Here is a 20383-nt window from a genome sequence, read left to right on the forward strand (position 1 = left end):
ACTACCGTTCCGACCGTTATTCCGCGCAGCAAGCGTCCTTTTTCGGGGAGTCCTCGACGCCGTTCCCGTCTGCCGCAACCGGCTCCTCGAGCCGATAGAGGCTCTGCCGAGCGTCCGCAAAGTAGATGTCCTCGTCGACGATCCCGATCTCTTCGAGTCGCTCGAGCGCGTACCGCACCGTCCGGGCCGAGAGCATCGATTCCTCGACGATCTGTTTCTGCGTCAGCGGCCCGTCGTACTCGAGAACCTTGAAGACGAGTTTCGCACTCGGTGGCAAGTCTTCGATTTCCTCCCCGTCGGTCTCTGCCATATTACGAATCGAAAGGCCCCAGCAGTATAAAAGTTGAGCCTTACCCGACGGGCATTGAAATAAGTTACAATATATTTTATTTCGTAAATTGTATTCTGAGTCGCCAAATAGCGAGATATGACTGTTGTCCCTGATCGGACGAAAGCCGTCAGCGACGACATGAATCAGTACTTCGAACGTATTCGCCTCGCGGCTCTCGGAACGAGACGACGATTCGATCAGCGAACGATTCGTCGGTGTTCGTCCCGCAGAAATCGTCCTCTACCAGTCCACCTCGCCGCTCAGCGTTCGCCGATCACCCCTCGCCGATCATCCGGTCTTCGTCCTCCCACTCCTGTTCGCGCAGTTCGTACTTCTGGGTCTTTCCGGTCGCCGTTTTCGGGAGCTCTTTGACGTATTCGACCCGGTGGACGACCTTGTAACTCGCCAGTCGGTCGCGGGTGAACTCGGTCAGTTCGTCGGCCGATACCGGCGGATCGGTCGGATCCCCGTTCGAGGGGACGACGAACGCCTTCGGCGTCTCGCCCCACTTATCGCTCGGTGCCGGAATCACGGCCGCGTCCGCGACCGCGTCGTGATCGAACAGCGCGTCCTCGAGTTCGATGCTCGAGATGTTCTCCCCGCCCGAGATGATGATGTCCTTCTTGCGATCTCGAATCGCGATCAGGCCGTTCTCGTCGACCGTCGCGAGGTCGCCAGTGTGATAGTAGCCCTCGACGCGGTCGTTGAACGCTTCGTCGGTCTCGTCGGGCTTGTTCCAGTAGCGGTCCATGATCTGGTTGCCCCGGACGACGATCTCACCGAGCGTCGCGTCGTCACGAGGGACGTCGTTCCCCTCCTCGTCGACGACGCGAACGTCGGTGCCGAGAACGCCCATCCCCTGGCGCTTTTTGATCTCGAAGCGGTTCTCGTCGTTCATGAGGCGCTTGGCGTCGGAGATAGTGATCAGCGGTCCCGTCTCGGTCGCCCCGTAGAGGTGTTTCAGGTACCAACCGAAGCGATTCTCGACGGCCCGGATGGTGGCTTCCGGCGGCGCGCTCCCGGCGGTCGTTACCCGAACCTGTTTCTCGCCGGCCATCTCGGGTTCCCCCTCGGCTTCGTAGTAGTCGATCAGTTGGTTGAGCACCGCCGGAGCCGCACAGAGGAAGGAGACGTCCTCCTCGCGGATAGAGGAGACGACCTCGTCGGGATTGACCCCGCGCGTACAGACGTGAGTCGCGCCCATGCCGGTCACCGCATAAATGTGTCCCCAGCCGTTGACGTGGAACATCGGCAGCGTCCACAGATAGGTGTCGTCGTCGGTGATCTCGTGATAGATCGACATTAGATACGCGTGGAGCGTCTCGGTCCGATGCGTGCGACAGACCCCCTTCGGATCGCCCGTCGTCCCCGAGGTGTAGTTGATCGTGATGATCTCGTCCTCGGCCATCTCGGGCTGATCGAACTCGGTCCCGGCGTCCTCGAGGACGCCGTCGAACTCCTCCCAGTTCCCCTCAACCGCGTCTGCGTCGTTCGTGACGAACGTCTCCGTCGGCACCTCGTCGCGGATCGCCTCGATCTTCTCCGCGAACGCGTAGTCGGCGTAGATCGCGTCGACGCCCGCGTCCGACAGGATGTACTCGTAATCGGCCGGCTCGAGGCGGTAGTTCAGCGGCGTGTGGACCGCACCGAGTTGCATCGCGCCGAAGGCCGCCTCGAGGTGGTAGTGCGTGTTCGGATCGAGCACGGCGACGCGGTCGCCCTTCTCGATTCCACGGTCCTGGAGCGCCGCGGCGAACCGGTCGGCCCGCTCGCCGAACTCAGCGTAGGTGAACCGGTCACCGTCGACCCCCACGATCGCTTCCTCGTCTCCGTAGTACTCCCGCGCTTGCTCGAGGAAATCAGTGACGACGAGTGGCGTTTCCATGTGCCGCAATTTTTGCGAATTAGTCCTATACGTATTTCGTTTAGTGTCGAACGTGAAGAACGTCCGAGAGGACAGCACGCTCGCTCGTCGTCACCGAAAGCGTCGTCCCGTTCAGAGTCGCTCCCAGACGTTCTGGTCGTCCTCGAACCCGTCCGGATCGTCGGCCGCCGCGAACTCGTCGCTTCCGTCGAGTTCCGAGAGATCCTCGGGCGACAGCTCACCGTCGCCGTCGATGACGGCCGTCTGTTCCTCGAGGTCCATCTCCGGCCAGGCGGTCTCCTCCCAGAGGCCGCGGTCGCTGTAGTAGTAGACGACGCCGTCGTTGACGACCGCGAACAGTCCACGCTGCTGGTCGTGGACGACGCGCTCGTTCGTGTCGATCGCGACGTCGACGACGTCCTCGAGCGTGTCGAGCGAGACGTGATAGTCGCCGATCCACATCGGGATCGAGCCCCGCGAAATCCACTCGGCGTAGCGCTGTTCGTGGACCGCTCGACGGGCCGCCTCGAGATCCGTGGGAGACCGGCGGGCGACGAGCGCTGCACCGGCCAGCGACAGCGTTCCGAGCACCGAGAGACCGCCAACGAGCGTCGCACTGCGGGACTCGGTCGTCCGCGCCGTCCCGCTCCGATAGCTATGAGTCGCCGAATCCGACAGCGAGTTGCCGAGCCAATAGGCGTCGTCCGTTATCTCTACCGGCGTCGTCGCCGTCACGGTCCCCTGCTGGCGGCCCGTATCGTACTCGACGCGAAGTGCCATCGACAACTCGACCGAACCGACGCCGGAGACCTCGCGCTCGAGTTGCCGCTGTCGCTGCCGGTAGGATTCCACGTCGATCGTCGCGTTCGACGTCGCGACGCCGTTCTCGACCGACGCCGACTCAGCTAGCACCTCGTGGCTCTCGTTCCAGAACGTGGAGCCGTCGCGGGTCGCCTCGAACCGAAGCCGTAGTTCGTGCGTCACGTCCCCATCCTCGATAGGGGCCCCGCCGGTTTCGTTCCGGATCCTCGTCTCGGGCCGGATCGTCAATTCCGGCGTGGCATTCAGAAAGTAGACCGAGCTATCCTCGAGGCGATCGCCCTCGGTCCAGAGCGTGCCGTTCTCGGTGACGACGGCGCTCGTTTCCGCGTCGGTCGTGACGCGTTCTTCGCTGAATTGGGCCGCGGTCGTCGTCACCGGATTCGCGACTGCCCAGCCGGTCGCAGCGATCGCGAGAACGCCGACGACGACCAGCGCGATCGCGATCGCGCGTCCGTGTCTGGCGAGCACCAGTTCGAGCCGCGGGCTATCGATCATTTGTCACCCCTCCCGATTCGACCTCGCCGTTTAAACTCGTCCGCTGGCCGACCACGCCCGCCCGCTGGCCGAGCTGTCCGTTTCCGAACTGGTCGGTCACCGGAACAATACATGCGTAAGTGAAAGAAACCGACCATTATAAGGATAGTGGCCTCGAGCGGCTACTCTCGATCGCGGAGCCACTTCCGCAGCCGTCGCTCGAGGCGGGTCGAGAGCGGGACGTGATCCCCCGCGGACCGGATCCGGAGATCGCCGCTGCCGAAGATCAGGAGGACGATCGCGACGGTGATCCCGACGATGACCCCGTTTACCGCGGCGATCGCGGCAAATGGATGGATCCCGTGGAGCCAGACCAGTACCGACGGTGGGAGAACGGCGAGATACCGGTATTCACCGAGATGACGCGTATATTCTCCCGTTTCCTCCGGCGCGGACAGCGTCACCGTCGTCTCCCCGCTCCCGCGAATCCCGATCGTCTGCCACTCTGGGTTGGCCGCGATCCCGCCGCTTTCGGCGTCGTGAACGACCACTACCGGCAGGTAGCCGGCGTTATCGACCGTCCTGGTGAGTTCGGCCGTCGCACCGGGTGCGACGACCTGCGGATCGTCGGTTGGCGACTCGGTACTCACGAGCCCGTACTCGGCGGTTCCCGACGGAACGACCATCGCCGCGGTCGCGAACGTGACGAACACCAGTAGAATCAGCCCCAGTGCAGTCCAGAACGCGATCACGTTCTCGCGCGAGCGCCGTCTGCTCGTCTCGCGCCGCGCCGGGCCGAGCCGCTCGAACACCGTCCCGAAGCCGAGCATGGCGACGCCGATCGCGACCAGCATTGCGCCGAGCCCGTTGCCGGATGCGGTCGTCGTCAGGCCGAGGATCTGCGCGACGGTTTCGTAGGTCCCCGTTGCGATGCCATGAATGCCCATGACGGCCGTTCCGAGGTGGGGTATCGTCACGACCTCGCCGTTTACCTGCCAGGCTTTGGCGACGATCTGGCCGTCCGTGACGTGGGGCTCACCGCCGTCCTGATCCGTAAACGGATTCGCGTCGCCTTTCGTGACGTATCCTTCGTCCGTCTCACCGACCACGCGGTGGGTCGTCAGCCCGCCGCCGTGGAGCTCTCTGGCCTGAAAAACGACGACATCGCCCTCCTCGATGTCGCCCGTGACGGCGCTGGGAACGGAGACGAACCCGTCGCCGGCATCCATCGCAGGCTCCATGCTGCCAGTTGCGACGTAGCCGAGCAGAATCGGCTGTCCGAGGAGCTGCCCGACGATCAGCAGGATGACGACCAGCGCGAGGCCGAAGCCGAGCCCCCGCTTGAGGAGTGACGCGGTAGTCATCGACGAGTGACGAGTACGATCATGATTGGCTGACTGTTCGACTACACTATATTTCTTCACCAGTATAAAGCCCGCGAGAGTTCTGACGGGGAGTCACGGAGTCGTCGCATACTCGAGAGACCGCGCGTTTCGGCCCCACTGGCTGTCACCCCGCGGTGGCGCGCGCTGGCGACGCGCTCGAGTCCGCTCGAGAGCGCGTCGGTGACGTCGTGCGAGGGATGAGTGAGCGAGCCTGCGAGCGAACGAGTCGGCTGGGGAGGGCGTGGAAATCCCTAGTTGCCGACTGAGCAGGACACTTGTCCGTACTGGTCGTGGTTTCGAGACGTGGTAACAAACACGACTAGCGAAGAACGGTCCACCGCCGATTCGCGACGACCGCCAGGGCCAACAGTCCGGCCGTCGCGGGCGGCGCGAGCGCCGCCGTCGTCGCCGCCGAAAGGTCGCGGTTCTGGATCGAAAACGGGCCCGGCTCCTCGACCGTCACCGTACCCGCGGACACGCCGCTGACCGCGACCTCGTAGGTCCCCGCCGCCGCGAACCGCCACTGGAAGGTCACCGTCCGCTCGCCGTTAGCCGGGATCGAAACGGTTCTGGTATCGACGACGATCCCGTCAACCGAAAGCTCGAGCGTGCGTTCGAGTGACCTATCGGACGGGTTCCGAACCGTCGCCCGGACGGTAGCGGTCTCGCCGGCGGTGATCGTGGCGTCGTCGACGGTGGCGCTCGAGACCTCGACCTGCGGACCCTCGACGGTTACCGACTGATGCCCGATCCCCTCGATCCCGACATCGTACGTGCCGGGCCACTCCATGCGCCGTTCGAAGCTGACGGTCTCTTCCTCGCCCGACGAGAGGGCGATCGTTCGCCGGTCGACGACGGTCCCATCGACCGTCAGCCGGGCCGTTTCGGTGCCCCATCCGTCGCCGTTATTTCGGTAGGTCGCGTTGACCGTGACCGTCTCGCCAGCCTCGACGTTCGTCGACGAGACGGTCAGATTCGAGCCGTCAATATCGGACTCGGTTTCGACCTCGTCCTCGTCCTCGTACTGCGCGACGACCGTGAACGTCTCCGTCCCGCTGACCGTATCGTGCGTGTCAACCGCAACGCCGATACTGGTCGTCGAGCCCGGCGTCGGCTCGAGGGGGTTCGATCGGCTGATGGTGTTCGTCGGATCGTCGCCCCTGTAGAAGGTGAGTCCGGGAACGTGGTTCTCGATCCAGACCCGTTCGACGTCGTCGTCGGTGACCGAGATCGTAAAGATATCGTCTTCGCGCGTTATCGCGCGGTCGTTGAGTTTCTCGAGGTCGAGTCTGAGTTCACCACCGTCAACCGTGGCATATCGGGAGTCGGTCGGCTCCATGAAAACGTCATCAACTTCACGGTCTTCGCCTAGCGTCACCGCGGCTGTCGGTACTACGAGTGCCACGAGAAAGCAGACTGCAGCGGCGGTGAGTAGTACTCTGTTGGACGGCATCTGAAACACGCGGTATCGCGTCGTTCGGGTAGCTGGTCAAGATGCTATACTGCAAGTGAAGCCGGTCGACGGTCTGCCGTAGCGCGGATCTAACGGCTGTCGACCGAAGTCCCAATCATGAGACTCGAGCTCTCTAACTGAGAGATTGCTCACCTTGCGGAGAGGGCGTGGGACGGTCGTCGTCACGTACCGTCATCGTTCGCAACGATAGTGATAGTATCGAGAAACGTACTGGCGTCGATATTGCTCGGGTTGATATCAGGAACGTTAATCTTGAGCGTGATGTCTTCAGTTGCCCCCTGAGCGATGTTGACATTGTTCGTACCATCATTGCTAACGATTGTGTTATCACCCGAATCCATGAAGATGAACTCGATAGTACCCAGGTCATTAGTACCATCCGTGACCGTGTTTTCGATCGCGGTTCCTTCGTTGACCGTAATGTTCGACGCGGTACCGTCGGCGGTGATATGGAGATCGATTCCCCCATCGCCCTCGTTGCCAGCGGTGAACAGTGGATCGATCGTCGTCGTTGCGTTCGCGTTGAGACCGTTCCCGGTGGACGGTCCATTGGCGTCGAGATCTATCTGTAGTGTTCCCTCCGTGTTATTAGCGTATCCGCTCGATGACGGATCAAGTTGCAGGAACGCGCTACTGTCACCCTCCACGCTCACGTTCACGGTCCGGTCGGCTTCCACACTACTAAACGCACCCGTTCCGAGTGCGGCTCCGCCGCCCGCGACAATCGTTCCCAGTCCAACTAACACATTACGTCGGTTCATTCTCATTGGTATGATCTCCGTTCTACATCCCAGCACCGACCTGCGACGGGTGCCAGAACGCAGTTCCTACTCGCCCCCACGAACGTCACCCACTTTGTATTGAGTATCCAGAACGTCCGAAAGACCGGCCATACGGTCGTTCAAGCCGCTCTTGAACTGGTTATCGAGGCCGCGGATAGCCGCAAGCAGTCCCTGAAATGCCATCGATCAATCTGCGAGCGCCAGCGACTCGAGGGATCGGTGATCGGCTGACGATGCCGGCGTTCTCGAGCTACTACTACAGCAGAAATCGGAGACGGAAACGACACATCGCCATACGACTGCCTGAAGCCATCGTCGGGAATCGGGCACCGAGCGACGACAGAAGACTCACTCAAGCAGTACTTGACAATATATGTGTTGGTCAGATTTTTCGAAATATCATGTGTGCTTTTATGATCGGTGAGCTATTAAGCAGGTAATGGCCAACAAAGAAGGGGGAGACTGGGGCACTACCCGCGATTCGGAGACGCGGGCCGCCAGTCCGCTCATCGGCATTGTTCTGCTGTTCGCGCTCGTGATGATGGGCGCAATGCTGGTGTTCGTCGCCGGATCGGCGATGTTCGACGCGCTTCAGTCACAAACACACGCAGAACAAACCGAGCAAACACTGAAACAGTTCGATTCGGATTTAGCGACGCTCGGGTTGCAAAACGATACGCCGAAATCGGTCTATCTCGATGAGGAGACTGAAAGCGAAATCGTAGCCGATGGCGAGCTCACAGTAGCGGTATCGGACGGTTATAAGAGGGATGAAAGCGATCCCATCGAACTGCGCACGTTAGTGACAACGGACGAGGGAGGGAACAAGTTCGCGTATCAAGGTGGAGGGCTCTGGCGCCTCAACGGTGATCGAGCGACGGTCGTTACGGATCCGAATCTCAGATACTACACCGAAACCGTCAACGGTGAACACGTCGGACGAGTCGACGTTTCGCCCACGACGATTGACGGGTCCATCGGGAGCGGAGAACACACTGCACAGCAAACCGGCTTAAACACTTTCGAGTCATTCGGTGACGATATCGAGTACGTGAACTACGTGACGGTCGAGGTTACCGGCACCTCGTACCATCACGGATGGTACGACTTTCTAAAAGAGGAGTTCGATGCGACCGACGAAAGTAAGCTCCCGGTATCCTGCACTAACCCCGGTAACGTCGATGAGAACGTTATCTGTCACGACGAAGCGGGAGAGACGGTTACCGTCGTCGCGACCGTCGACGGGGAGACACCGCTCGCGAACCTCGTAGATATCGAACCGACGGTATACGGCGGACTGTATATCGAAGGAACATCGGACCGATTCAGTAACCGACTGGAGGTGAACGGATACGATGATCACAGGACCGGGACCAACGAGAGCGAGGACCTCCTCCTGGCGAATTACGATACGTACACTCTCGACAACCACGCAAACATAGCGGGCATACCAGTCGTAAATGGTGATCTCAGTTCTATTGGTAATCCAGAGATCTCATCGATCGGATACGGTCTCACTGTCGACCCGGTACATAACAGGGGTCCGTTTGACGAGGATAACAACGCGTACTGGTTAGGTGCGAGTGTAAGCGACAGGGATGCACTCGCAACCGAATTGTCTAGCTCGTATAGCGACATCGATGAGATCGACAGTGAAATCGACGACGTTCAAACGAACTACCTTGATGGAAATCCTTCGGCTGACGGGACCGTCACAGCGGGATTGTACGAGGGAACCGGATCTATCGATACCCTCGATTCGTCGGACGGAAACGTTCACGTCAGCGTCGATAGTGACGTCGACCTCAAAAATGTCGAGGTGAAAGGGGACAACCGGACGAGTATCTACGTCGATGGAGACATCGAGCTCTCGAACGTCGACATCGAGCCCGACGACCGAGCGAACGCCCTCTGGATTTACGCCTCGAGCGACTCGAAGATAACGATCGACGGCGACTTTCAGGGCGTTGTCTACGCGCCGGGCGCCGATATCGAGATCGCAGACGGGGTGACGATCGACGGTGCGGTCGTCGCCGGCAACGGTGCGGGGATCGGTGACAACGTCGAGATCAACTTCGATCGATCGCTACGGACGGACACACCGCTTTCGGACGCCGATGAAAACAAGATATTCGAGTACGGCGATACGAGAGCACCGATCGACGCGACGTTCGTACTTGATCGGTCTGGATCGATGGGACCGCATGAGTCCCGAATAGGCACCGTAGATATAGATGGTGCCGACTGGGAACCCATTTCCGTCAACAAACCATTTAGGAATGAAAGATATTGGCGAAGTGTAGTGGTCAGAAACACGACCAGCGGTGAGCAGAAGCGACTCGGGTATCGTGACTATGCCACTCCCGAAAACTGGGACGAAGTGCGGGTTGACTGTAATAGGTGGGGCTGCTCTGCCGAGCTGGGGCAATATGAACACCCGGGCAACGATCCAAGCAGACACCGAGTTGCGGCAACGAAGAATTTCATCAATTTGATGAATAAGACTAACGGTGACCGAGTCGGCGTCTATGACTTCAATACCAACGGTAACGTTCTCCATCCACTCAACAACAACAACCTTGAGACAGCTAGAGAGAACGTCGTCGGGAACGCACAAGGCGGAACAAACATGGCCGCTGGAGTGAGGAAGGCCCTCGAGGACTACGAAGAGAACGGAAAAGCAGATCAGAAACGTGTCATGGTACTATTGAGTGACGGGAAAAACAGTGACGAGAGCTACAACGACCAGATGGACGCGCTCGTCAAGGAGGCCAACGAGAGTGACGTTACTCTCTACACCGTCGGGCTCACTGGGCCGAGAAACAGTTCGATTCCCGAAGAGAAACTCGAGAGATGGGCAAACGAGACTGGCGGGAAGTTCTACAAAGCCGATAGTGCCAGCGATCTCAACGAACTGTTCATCGACGAAATCGCGAAGAATGAAGTCAGGATCGATGAGGATATACAGATTGGAGTTTCCGTCACGAACAAACGAAAAACGACGAGCGGATACGCGATCAGTGTCTCTGAACAGACAATCACGATAGACAACTAACTATCAGCAGTCGGTCTCTTACGCAGTGCCAAAACTTCGACACAGACTCATCGACTGATATATAATTCACACTCGGCAACAAGCATTATATATCAATAGAACTGTTATTCGTACTGATTAGGGGGATGGCGACAACAGGCGAGAGCCAGTCGGCTACAGCAAGGTCAACAAAGCGAGACGATCAGTCACAAGAAGGCGAAATTTTCGACCTGCTAAGCAACCAGCGTCGCCGATACGCCATCCACTACTGCAAGCGCGAGGACGAACCCGTCACGCTCGGCGATCTCGCCGAACACGTCGCCGCCTGGGAACTCGACAAGGAGGTCGAAGCGATCACGTCGGCCGAGCGAAAGCGCGTCTACACCTCACTGCAGCAAACGCATCTCCCCACGCTCGAGCGAGCCGGTATGATCGAGTTCGACGATCGAACGATCGAACTCACCGACGAGGCGGCCGAACTGGACGTCTATCTCGATATCGTCCCCGGCGACTCGGTCCCGTGGGCTGTCTACTACCTCGGGTTAACTGCGGTCGGCTCGGTCGTGATGGCGGGGCTGTGGCTCGAGGTCGTTCCGACCGAGACGGTTCCGGAACTCGGTTGGGCGACGGCGATATTCGGGCTGTTTGCCGTCTCGGCGGTCGTCCACGTGGTACAGAACCGGCGGATGCGACTCGGTGAAATGGACCGGCCACCATGACGAGCAGATTCACGAAACTCGGGATCGTATTCGTGTTGCTCGGGACAGTAGCGATGCTTGCACCGGTACTCGGAATATCGTCGCTGACTGCCGACAGAGGGGTACAAGTGAATGCGGCTGAAACGCCGGCGACGGCGTATCTCGGAATTACGGATCAGGAGACCAGCGAGATCACTCGTACCTGCACGGGGTTCTTCACAAGGCAATGTGAGAGTAACGAAGTCGATACTATCGAACTCGAGAACAACATCGAAAATTCGTTCGGTTCGGTTACGGTCGAAGTCGCCTCGGTGAGCGGGGCAGACGATTCGATTTTACAGGTGGCTAACGATGGCGAGCTATCAACTCTCGATCCGGAAGACCCGCCCCAACCGGTGAGCCTGGCGTGTGGAAAAGGTGGCGGAACCGCCAGTAACGCAGAAGTGACGTTCCTGATCGACGCGGAGGGGTCGGGACTTTCGGTGACCGAAGCCACGTACACCGTCGGCGGGATTTCGTACGATTGTGACGAGGACGACAGCGCCGGCGATGGAAAACTGACCGACGATCCGATCCCGATTAACGACCCTGACATTGATCTCCAGGTCGTCGAAGGGACGCCAGAAGCCCTCGCACCGACCGGATACGACGAGGGACAGGGGAACAGCAGAGTTCAGTTCGAACTCGAGAACACTGGTACAAACGGAGCAACTGTGACTGGAATTACGGTAACCGATGCCAGTGATTCGACACACATCAATATGCTCGATGATGGATTCATCTTTCCCTCCGCAGGCGACGAAGTCACGGTTGATTCGACTGGGACGGTCAATCTTGACGGCAGTCTTCAGGTCGGAACCAACCGGTACAATTTGTCGAGCTCTACGGCGATAACGAACGGAGAGTCGGTCGTCGTCGATATCGAACAGTTCCGCGACGGTGAGAACGGAGGCACCTACAATCAGGTAGATATGCAAGGGAAAACCGTCACTATCGTGCTATACGTCGAGGGTGCGAATTCGAACGAGCCAAACGAGGAGATACCGGTCGAAATCACTCTCGGTCTGTGAGACTCGCGGGAGGGGGTCGGGTCGATTCGTGAAATTACGTTCTGCAGTTCTAACCCGGCGGTTCGGAGATAACAGTCCGACGGACCACGACGTGTTCTCTCGGAATCGGCGTTCGACACAGAAGTCGGCGTGAGAACTGATACAGAACGCTTTCTGCACAGGTAGAGGCGGCACCTTGATTAGGTCAACCGCGAGAGGATCTGATCCATCGTATTTCGAACGGAATAAACGTAGTAAACGGTTTGGAAGATAGACAGTCCTTTTGTCCTGATTATCCGAGGGGATAGGTACGCTATACTAGGTCACGACGGAGCCGAGGATGAGGCACGGCGGACCGAAAGCATACCGTGTAGCGGGGGACAATGGGCAAGCATTCGATCACGAAAGCCGGTGCTGTGGTAGTGGTAGTGGGGACGCTCTTACTCGTCGGCCCGTCGTTCGGGTTCAGTTCGTTCGCGGCCGACCGCGGTACCGACATCCGGACCGCCACGGATTCGAACGCCTACCTCGGCATCGAGAGCGCGGGCGACGTAAGCGGGACGGAACTGCGAGCCGACAGCGATCCGCTCCGCGTCGGAACCCTCGTCAATAACGTCGACGAATCGCTCGAGGTGCAGGACGTGACGATCCAGTCCATCGGCGATGGGAGCGTCGACGATAGTCTCTTGGCCGTCGCATCGCCGACGACCGGCGATACGGTCGCCGCCGGGGACGAAACGAACGTCACAATCGAATGCGCGGCAAAGCAGAGCGTCGGTCCACAGAACGTCGTCGTTCGCGTCGACGGCGTAACGGGGACGACGATACGAATCGCGGAGCCGACGTTCAACGCGACCGTCGATATCCAGTGTGGTCAAGGGAAGTTTACCGGGGCTGCGACGTTCAACGCGAACGACGTCACCACCGATAGTACGACGCAGACGGTCTCGTTTAGCGTCGACGGGCTCGGCAACAAAGGCGTCGCGACGATCGACTTCTCCGATCCGCAGGACAACGGCGGCGTCGACTACAGTAGCGTGACGGACGCCGACCTCACGGTCCAAAGCGGCAAGGGCGATGCATCGTTCGACTCGCAGTCGTCTCAGCTCACGTACACCGCACAGGGCAACGAGAAAGGAACCGTTACCATCGAACTCTCGAACATCGATGTCGACGGGCCGACCGGTGAGTCCTACCAAGCGACGTACTCCGACACCAGCGATCGTACCGACGGAGATATCTTCGAAATCACGTGATCGGTTGTCCCCCTCGAGTCCGCACCGTCAGCGAGGCGGGTCGAGTGAGACGCCGCGGACGGGCACCGATTCGTACACAATGCGAACACCTTTTTAGCGCTGGCCTCGGATTTCGATCCATGTCGACCGAATCGATCAGTGACCGGCGCGAGCACATCCGCTCGGTCAGCGTAACCGCCCTGTCCGCGCTGCTGGGCGTCGGCGCGGCGCTGGCCTCCGCGAACTGGGTCGGGCTCTCCCAGACAGCAGCCCAGAACACGCAGGCACTCGCGTTCGTCCTGGGAGCGATCCTCGTCCAGTACATCTTCATCAACGCCTCGGGGATCTACGGCGAGGACGAGTTCGGGGCGAAACACTACCTGTTCATCGCGTTCATGACCTTCTCGCTGTGGTTCGTGACGTGGGGCATTCTGCTGACCGCGGAGTTCTCGGGCTAACCATGGCGGACGACAGCATCGCCGTCGTAGACTTAGACCGGTGCCAGCCCGATCGGTGCAGCTACGAGTGCAAGAACTACTGCCCGCCGAATCGAACCGGAAAGGAGTGTATCACCCTCCGCGGCGAGGAGGCCGCCGAGGGCCAGCCCGAACAGATCCACATCTCCGAGGAGATCTGTCTTGGCGAGACCTGCGGTATCTGCGTCGAGAAGTGTCCCTTCGACGCGATCGAGATCATCAACCTCCCGCAGGAACTCCAGGACGAGCCCGTCCACCGCTACGGCGAGAACGCCTTCTCGCTCTACGGCCTCCCCGCACCGCAGGAGGGCCAGGTCACCGGGATCCTCGGTCCCAACGGGATCGGGAAGACGACCGCCGTCCGCATTTTGGCCGGCGAACTCGAGCCCAACCTCGGCCGCCACGAGGAGGAACCGGGCTGGGACGAGGTGCTCGAGGCCTATCGGGGGACCGAACTGCAGGACTACATCGCGGACGTGCGCGACGGCGACATCACGATCGCGCGAAAGCCCCAGTACGTCGATCAGATCCCGAACAGTTTCGACGGGAACACCCGACAGCTCCTCGAGCGAACCGACGAGCGCGGTGCGCTCGACGAACTGGTCGAACGGCTCGAGATCGGGCCGGTCATGGAGCAGTCGATCGACGACCTCTCGGGCGGGGAACTCCAGCGGGTCGCCATCGCGGCGACGCTCGCCCGCGATACGGACTTCTACTTCCTCGACGAGGTCACGCCGTACCTCGATATCGGCCAGCGCGTGACGGCGGCGCGGCTGATCCGCGAACTCGCCGAGGCGGAGGACAGGTCGGTGCTCGTCGTCGAACACGACCTCGCGATCCTCGACCTGCTCGCGGACACGCTCCACGTCGCTTACGGTGAGCCGGGTGCGTACGGCGTCATCACCTCGCCGAAATCGGTCCGCAACGGGATCAACGAGTACCTCTCGGGCTACCTCGACAACGAGAACATGCGGATCCGGCCGGATCCGATCGAATTCGAGGAGCACGCGCCCCGAACCGAAACCTACGGCGATACGCTCGTGGAGTACCCCGACCTCACCAAGAGCTACGGCGAGGGCGAGTTCACGCTGGAGGTCGAGGGCGGCGCGATTCGTGAGAACGAAGTGCTGGGAGTCGTCGGTCCGAACGGGATCGGGAAGTCGACGTTCGCGAAGTTGCTCACCGGGAACCTCACGCCCGATGGCGGCGACACCGACCTCGATCTCGATATCTCCTACAAGCCCCAGTACGTCACGATCGACCAGCACATGCGGGTCGACGCGTTCCTCTCGTCGATCACGGACCAGTTCGGTTCCTCGTACTGGAACACCGAGATCGCCCAGCCGCTCCAGTTAGAGCGGATCATGGAGCAGAACCTGTCGGACCTTTCCGGCGGCGAACGCCAGCGGGTGGCCATCGCGGCCTGCCTGTCGGACTCGGCCGATCTCTACTTGCTCGACGAGCCCTCGGCCCACCTCGACGTCGAACAGCGGGTCCAGGCCTCCAAGGCGATTCGGCGCTACGCCGAACAGCAAGACGCCACCGTGATGGTTATCGACCACGACATCTACATGATGGATCTGCTCGCCGATCGCCTCATGGTCTTCGACGGCGAACCCGCGGTTCAGGGTCACGCCGGCCAGCCACAACCGATGCGCGACGGCATGAACGAGTTCCTCGCGAACCTCGAGGTTACCTTCCGCCGGGACGAGCGCACCTCCCGGCCGCGGATCAACAAGCCCGACTCGCAGCTGGATAGCCAGCAGAAAAGCGAGGGCGAGTACTACTACGCGCCGTAGGTCGTCGGCTCGGAATTCGGCAGTCGTACCGCGTCAAGAATTGATACTCGGAATTAGCTAATCAGCCGCTGACAGCTCCCACAGAGGTTCTCCTCTTTGATGTCGACCTCACGGACCGTCGGCGAGAAGTTCATCACGCAGCGGTTGTTGTCGCAGTGCTCGAGGCCGTAGGTGTGGCCGATCTCGTGGACGATCTCCTTGCGGACGCGATCCTCGAAGATGTCGGCGGCGCTCTGGTTCGAGAAGCCGCCGTCGCTCGAGGTCTGCAGCCGATAGGTGGAGACGACGCTCCCGCTGCCGTCGAGGTAGGCCAGTCCGAAGACGTAGTTGCGCCGTCGGTAGAAGAGGTCGTGAGGGGTGATTGCGATGTTTTTCGTGCCGCGGCCGACCCGTTCGGCGAGTTGAATGAACGTCTCGGCGGAGTACTGGTTCCGATCGGAGTCGTAAGCGCCGTTGGGGACCGACTGCGAGTCGTTGACCGACACGTCGCAGTCGTAGACCGATCGCAACGCGGTGGAGGCCGCCCGCTTGACCTCGGCGGGGACGTTGCCGACCGGCACGATATCGACGAGCATAGCAAGGGCTATGGCCGCGGGTGGCATAAACGTCCCGCCGTGGCCCACTCTCGCCGGAATCTCGAGACGATGAACGATCACCTCGCGCGCTACGAGCGCGCCGTCGAGGTCGGGATCGGCCGCCGGACCGACCCCGCTCGAGCGCTCGCGGAACGGGGAGTATCGGTCACCGCGACCGATATCCACGACCGCGACGTGCCGGAGGGAGTGCGGTTCGTCCGCGACGATATCGTCGATCCCGACCCCGCGATTTACGCGAGCGCAGACGTGGTGTACGCGCGGAACCTGCCGCCGGAACTTCACCGGCCGGCGCTCGAGGTGGCCCGCAATGCCGACGCCGATTTCCTGTTTACGACGCTGGGCGGTGATCAGCCCGCAGTACCGGTCGAACGGAAGACGATCGCGGCGGGGACGCTGTACGTGGCTCGAGCGCTGCCCGAGTGACCGTGATAAACCGGTACGACTGTGAGTCAGACGCGCGTGAAATTGGTACGTTCGTAAGCCAGATGCGTGTGTGAGACCGACACAACCGTGAGGCCAGCACGAATGAATTATCTTGACGCGGGACAGTTCAACAATCGTGAACGCCGAGTACGTCACTTACGCCGTCGTAATCGCGGTCGCCATTGCGGTGCTGGCGGCGGTACTCGTCGGTATCGTCGCCCTCGTTCGGTTCCTGTTCCGGCTCTTTACGGTTCCGGGCGTCGTCGTCCACGAGTTCGCCCACAAACAGGCCTGCGATCTCGTCGGGGTTCCCGTCCTCGAGGTCGCGTACTTCCGCTTTGGCGATCCGCCGGGGTACGTCCGACACGTCACGCCCGATCGGTATCGGGCGTCGTTCGTCGTCAGCGTCGCGCCGTTTCTCGTCAACACGGTGGTCGCGTTCGCTGCGTTCCTGAGTCTCGCAGCGCTCGTCGCGACGGTCGGTGATCTCCAAACCGTCTCGAACGGGACGATCGCCGCCGCAACCGTCCTCGGCTGGCTGGGACTCTCGATCGGGATGCACGCGTTTCCGAGCAGGGGGGACGCGAACGTGCTCTGGACTCGGTCGCGCGCCGAGTGGCGGGGGTCGCCGAGGGTGTTGCTCGGCGTTCCGATCGTCGTCGTAATCTACATTGCGAACCTGCTCTCGTGGCTCTGGGCGGACGTGCTCTACGCGATCGGTCTGTTCGTCCTGGCGGCGTGGGTCGTGGGACTCGGCGGGCTTTGAAATCGGTCTCTTTTATCCCCGTCGGCCCGTTCGGACGGCTATGAACGCAGATGCCGTCGTCCTCGATATCGACGGGGTACTCGTCGACGTTGCAGATTCCTACCGACGGGCGATCGTCGAATCCGTCGACACGGTCTACGACCGGACGATCCGGAAGGACGACATTCAGTTGTTCAAAGACGCGGGCGGGTTCAACAACGACTGGGAGCTGACGGACGCCGCCGCGCTCTACATCCTCGCGACCGAGGAAGGCTATCGCGAGTCGCTCGAGGAATACACCGACGGGATCGCCACCGCGGGCGGCGGCCTCGAGGCGGCCGAAACCGTCGTCCGCGAGGCGATCGGCGCGCGGGCGACCCAGCGCGTGACGAACCGCTGGGACCGCGAGCGACTCCGCGACGTCTTTCAGCAACTGTACCTCGGCGACGATCTCTATCGCGGGCTCGAGGGCGGCGAACCCGACCTCGAGCGCGAAACGCGCGGGTTTATCCACGACGAGCCGGTGTTGCTCGAAGCCGACGCGAGAGATCGGCTGCTCGAGGGGTACGACGTCGGCGTCCTGACCGGGCGACCGGAAGCCGAAGCCGAGATCGCGCTCGATCGAGTCGGGCTCGACGACGCGATTCCGATCGAGCACCGCTTTACGATGGACGACTGGGAAGAAGGGAAGCCCCACCCGCGGGCGTTGACGACGCTCGCGGAGCGATTCGACGCCGAGTCGGTCGTCTTCGTCGGCGACACGCTGGACGATATCCGGACGGCGGTCAACGCCGGCGACGCCGATCCGACCCGGGACTACCGCGGTATCGGCGTGCTGACCGGCGGGTTGACGGGCGAGGAGGGACGGCAGAAGTACGAGCGCGAGGGCGCGGCGGCGATCCTCGAGTCGATCAACGCGCTACCGGACCTGCTCGAGTCGTAACGGCCTCGAGCGCGTCGGTTCCGACCGGCTAGGAGAGCTGTTCGCCGGGGAGACGAACGAAAGTCAGCCAGAAATTTTCGAACGAGCGGACGAGATCGATGAATTCGTCCGGTTCGACCGGTTTCTGGACGTACGCGTTCGCGTGGAGGTCGTACGAACGGGCGATGTCCTCCTCCGACGCCGAACTCGTCAGTACGATCACAGGGATTGATCGGAGCGCCCGTTCGGACTTGAGTTCAGAAAGGATATCAGCGCCGTCAACATCGGGGAGCTGGAAATCCAGCAGAATCATGTCCGGACGCGGGCTCTCCGCGTGGTCGTTGCGCTGGTGGACGAAATCGAGCGCCGCTTCGCCGTCGGTGACCGTGTGAATGTCGCTCGCGATGTTCGCGTCCTCGAACGACTCTGAGAACAGCCGCGCGTCGCCGGGGTTGGGTTCGACTAGCAGAATGGTGATCGCATCCTCGATCGGTGGAGACATACACCTGTTTGGAGGGAGTCGGAAAAGAAGTATACGGTTATTCAAACTGAATGTACTCGTTTGTACACAGGTATCGATAGGCGGCGTCGCGACCGAACAAGTCGGTCGGGCCGATCACGCGACCGGCTCGTCCAGTCGGTGGCACGAATCGAATCGATCGTCGGCCAGGTAGACGGTCTCATCGCGAACGATCACGGCGACGGAGTCGAGCGTCGCACCGCGGCACGGTCCCGCCGTGCAGACGCCGTCACCGCACTCGAAGCGCGCGCCGTGTTCGTGACACACCAGGTGGTCGTCGCGGACGATCGCGCCGGGGCCGGGATCGAGTCGAACAGTCGGCCTGTGCGGACACGAGTTCCGCCACGCGGACACCTCGTCGCCCGTCCGCCGGAGGATCAGTTCGGTTCCCCGATTCCCGGACCGAGCCTCGCACCGAAGCGTTCCGTCCGTCGGAACGGCCGCGAGCGGAGCGATGCGTCTGGTGTCGTCGCTCGCCGTCGCCGGCCGTTCGGGGGCGATCCCGTCGGTTTCATCGGTTTCATCAGTCGCATCGGTTTCGTCGCTGCTCGAGCCCCCCTCGCTTCCGCCGTCGACGCTGAATCGAAACGTCGCGTCGTCGGTCGACACGTCGCCCTCGTCGTCGTAGACGCGAACGGAGGCGGATTCGTCGTGTCCCTCGAGCGTTACTCGGACGGGATCGGTCATACGCCCTATTTTCGGCCAGCCTAAAAGTACGTTCCGGACCGAGTTGCCGCCTCCGAGATCGAGCGGTCGAATCCGGTCACCGAGAGCGCGCGATATTCCTTTAGGGACGCCGAGCGAACGACGCGTATGGACGACGCAGAAGTCACCGTCGACGTGGAGGTCGAAGTGGAAGTGGACTCGAACGAACTCGAGATCGAAGTCGGCGACCAGCGCGAGTTCGAGGGGGAACTCGAGGCGAACGGGCTGACGATCGAGGTCGAAGCGGAGATCGAGGTCGAAGGCGAAAGCGACGCGAACGAGGAATCGACCGGTGGAACCGACGAGGACGAGGAAGCAACGGAAAGCGAAGCCGAGGAAGCGGAACCCGACGAGGAAGCAACGGAAAGCGAAGCCGAGGAAGCGGAACCCGACGAGGAAGCAACGGAAAGCGAAGCCGAGGAAGCGGAACCCGACGAGGACTGATCGGACGGCGGTTGTGCGATCGGTTGCAAACAGTGATAGTCGCCCGACCGTCTCCGAAACAGCGGGACTCAAAGCGGGTTTTATTGTCACCCCATCCGAACGTCGGGCCATGTATCGCGTGTTAATCCCGGTCGATACGACCGAGGAGCGTGCGCTGGCGCAGGCCGAATACGTAACGTCACTGCCGAACGCCGCGGAGTCGGTCGAGGCCTACCTCCTGTTCGTCTTCACCGAGGACAGCGACGACCTCCCACAGGAGTTCGAGAAGTTCAAGTCGGCCTCGCGGATCGGCTCCGTCCGCCGCGCACAGGAGACCCTCGAGGCCGCCGGCATCGAGGTGACGATCCTCGAGGACAGCGGCGACACGGAAGACGACATCCTCGAGGAAGCCGAGGCCTACGACGTCGACTCGATCGTCCTCGGCGGCCGAAAGCGCTCGCCGGTCGGGAAAGCGATCTTCGGCAGCACGACCCAGGGAATCATTCTCAGTTCGGACCGTCCGGTGGTCGTCACCGGCAGCGGTGGTGGGGAATAACTCACTCACGGCCGGGCAGACTCGGAGCGTCGCTTGTTTCCGCCGGCAGCCATCTTATCCGGAACGGGAC

General features: G+C 61.2%; 20 protein-coding genes. 11 read left to right on the top strand and 9 right to left on the bottom strand.

Annotated elements, in window-relative coordinates:
• Positions 1-16 precede the first annotated feature (16 nt).
• The 6 genes from LDH74_RS15235 to LDH74_RS15260 form a co-directional block, all read right to left on the bottom strand.
• Positions 17-310 (bottom strand): helix-turn-helix domain-containing protein, encoded by a 294-nt coding sequence (locus LDH74_RS15235; protein WP_226039562.1) that lies wholly within the window; start codon positions 308-310, stop codon positions 17-19.
• Between the two features lie 295 nt (positions 311-605).
• The gene (locus tag LDH74_RS15240; RefSeq protein ID WP_226039563.1) at positions 606-2216 is read right to left on the bottom strand and encodes a long-chain-fatty-acid--CoA ligase; all 1611 of its coding nucleotides are present in this window, start codon (positions 2214-2216) and stop codon (positions 606-608) included.
• A gap of 111 nt (positions 2217-2327) precedes the next feature.
• Positions 2328-3512, bottom strand: coding sequence for a DUF5305 domain-containing protein (locus LDH74_RS15245; protein WP_226039564.1), 1185 nt, complete (start codon positions 3510-3512; stop codon positions 2328-2330).
• A 161-nt stretch (positions 3513-3673) separates the two neighbouring features.
• Entirely contained in the window at positions 3674-4855 is a 1182-nt protein-coding gene (locus tag LDH74_RS15250) for a signal peptidase I (protein WP_226039565.1), read from the bottom strand.
• Positions 4856-5195: 340 nt separating this feature from the next.
• On the bottom strand, positions 5196-6329 hold the full coding sequence (locus LDH74_RS15255; protein WP_226039566.1) for a CARDB domain-containing protein: 1134 nt from the start codon (positions 6327-6329) through the stop codon (positions 5196-5198).
• A 182-nt stretch (positions 6330-6511) separates the two neighbouring features.
• Positions 6512-7117 (bottom strand): hypothetical protein, encoded by a 606-nt coding sequence (locus LDH74_RS15260; RefSeq protein ID WP_226039567.1) that lies wholly within the window; start codon positions 7115-7117, stop codon positions 6512-6514.
• 454 nt (positions 7118-7571) lie between these two features.
• On the opposite strand from LDH74_RS15260, the gene LDH74_RS15265 reads away from it, so the two are divergent.
• The 6 genes from LDH74_RS15265 to LDH74_RS15290 all read left to right on the top strand — a co-directional run bounded on the left by LDH74_RS15265 (position 7572) and on the right by LDH74_RS15290 (position 15423).
• On the top strand, positions 7572-10187 hold the full coding sequence (locus tag LDH74_RS15265; RefSeq protein ID WP_226039568.1) for a vWA domain-containing protein: 2616 nt from the start codon (positions 7572-7574) through the stop codon (positions 10185-10187).
• 125 nt (positions 10188-10312) lie between these two features.
• A complete protein-coding gene (locus LDH74_RS15270) occupies positions 10313-10885 on the top strand; it encodes a hypothetical protein (RefSeq protein WP_226039569.1) in 573 nt (190 codons plus the stop codon).
• Positions 10882-11934, top strand: coding sequence for a hypothetical protein (locus LDH74_RS15275; RefSeq protein WP_226039570.1), 1053 nt, complete (start codon positions 10882-10884; stop codon positions 11932-11934). The genes LDH74_RS15270 and LDH74_RS15275 overlap by 4 nt, the downstream gene beginning before the upstream one ends.
• Positions 11935-12296: 362 nt before the next feature.
• Positions 12297-13169, top strand: coding sequence for a hypothetical protein (locus LDH74_RS15280; protein WP_226039571.1), 873 nt, complete (start codon positions 12297-12299; stop codon positions 13167-13169).
• A 119-nt stretch (positions 13170-13288) separates the two neighbouring features.
• On the top strand, positions 13289-13606 hold the full coding sequence (locus LDH74_RS15285; protein WP_226039572.1) for a hypothetical protein: 318 nt from the start codon (positions 13289-13291) through the stop codon (positions 13604-13606).
• A gap of 2 nt (positions 13607-13608) precedes the next feature.
• On the top strand, positions 13609-15423 hold the full coding sequence (locus LDH74_RS15290) for a ribosome biogenesis/translation initiation ATPase RLI (protein ID WP_226039573.1): 1815 nt from the start codon (positions 13609-13611) through the stop codon (positions 15421-15423).
• Positions 15424-15476: 53 nt separating this feature from the next.
• Here the strand turns inward: LDH74_RS15290 and LDH74_RS15295 are convergent, their stop codons facing one another.
• Entirely contained in the window at positions 15477-15998 is a 522-nt protein-coding gene (locus tag LDH74_RS15295) for an archaemetzincin family Zn-dependent metalloprotease (protein ID WP_098725348.1), read from the bottom strand.
• A 39-nt stretch (positions 15999-16037) separates the two neighbouring features.
• On the opposite strand from LDH74_RS15295, the gene LDH74_RS15300 reads away from it, so the two are divergent.
• From LDH74_RS15300 to LDH74_RS15310, 3 genes are all read left to right on the top strand, one after another.
• A complete protein-coding gene (locus LDH74_RS15300) occupies positions 16038-16442 on the top strand; it encodes a UPF0146 family protein (protein ID WP_226039574.1) in 405 nt (134 codons plus the stop codon).
• Positions 16443-16578: 136 nt separating this feature from the next.
• On the top strand, positions 16579-17208 hold the full coding sequence (locus LDH74_RS15305) for a metalloprotease family protein (protein ID WP_226039575.1): 630 nt from the start codon (positions 16579-16581) through the stop codon (positions 17206-17208).
• Positions 17209-17248: 40 nt separating this feature from the next.
• Positions 17249-18130 (top strand): TIGR01548 family HAD-type hydrolase, encoded by an 882-nt coding sequence (locus tag LDH74_RS15310; protein WP_226039576.1) that lies wholly within the window; start codon positions 17249-17251, stop codon positions 18128-18130.
• A gap of 28 nt (positions 18131-18158) precedes the next feature.
• On the opposite strand, the gene LDH74_RS15315 is transcribed toward LDH74_RS15310, so the two are convergent.
• Both LDH74_RS15315 and LDH74_RS15320 read right to left on the bottom strand, forming a co-directional pair.
• The gene (locus LDH74_RS15315; RefSeq protein WP_226039577.1) at positions 18159-18611 is read right to left on the bottom strand and encodes a response regulator; all 453 of its coding nucleotides are present in this window, start codon (positions 18609-18611) and stop codon (positions 18159-18161) included.
• A gap of 114 nt (positions 18612-18725) precedes the next feature.
• Positions 18726-19316 (bottom strand): Rieske 2Fe-2S domain-containing protein, encoded by a 591-nt coding sequence (locus tag LDH74_RS15320; RefSeq protein WP_226039578.1) that lies wholly within the window; start codon positions 19314-19316, stop codon positions 18726-18728.
• A 126-nt stretch (positions 19317-19442) separates the two neighbouring features.
• Here LDH74_RS15320 and LDH74_RS15325 point away from each other — a divergent pair, with 126 nt between their 5' ends.
• Positions 19443-19778 (top strand): hypothetical protein, encoded by a 336-nt coding sequence (locus LDH74_RS15325; protein ID WP_226039579.1) that lies wholly within the window; start codon positions 19443-19445, stop codon positions 19776-19778.
• Between the two features lie 109 nt (positions 19779-19887).
• Positions 19888-20313 (top strand): universal stress protein, encoded by a 426-nt coding sequence (locus tag LDH74_RS15330; protein WP_226039580.1) that lies wholly within the window; start codon positions 19888-19890, stop codon positions 20311-20313.
• Positions 20314-20383: the final 70 nt, after the last annotated feature.

The organism is Natrinema sp. DC36 (genome assembly GCF_020405225.1).
Classification (GTDB): Archaea; Halobacteriota; Halobacteria; order Halobacteriales; family Natrialbaceae; genus Natrinema.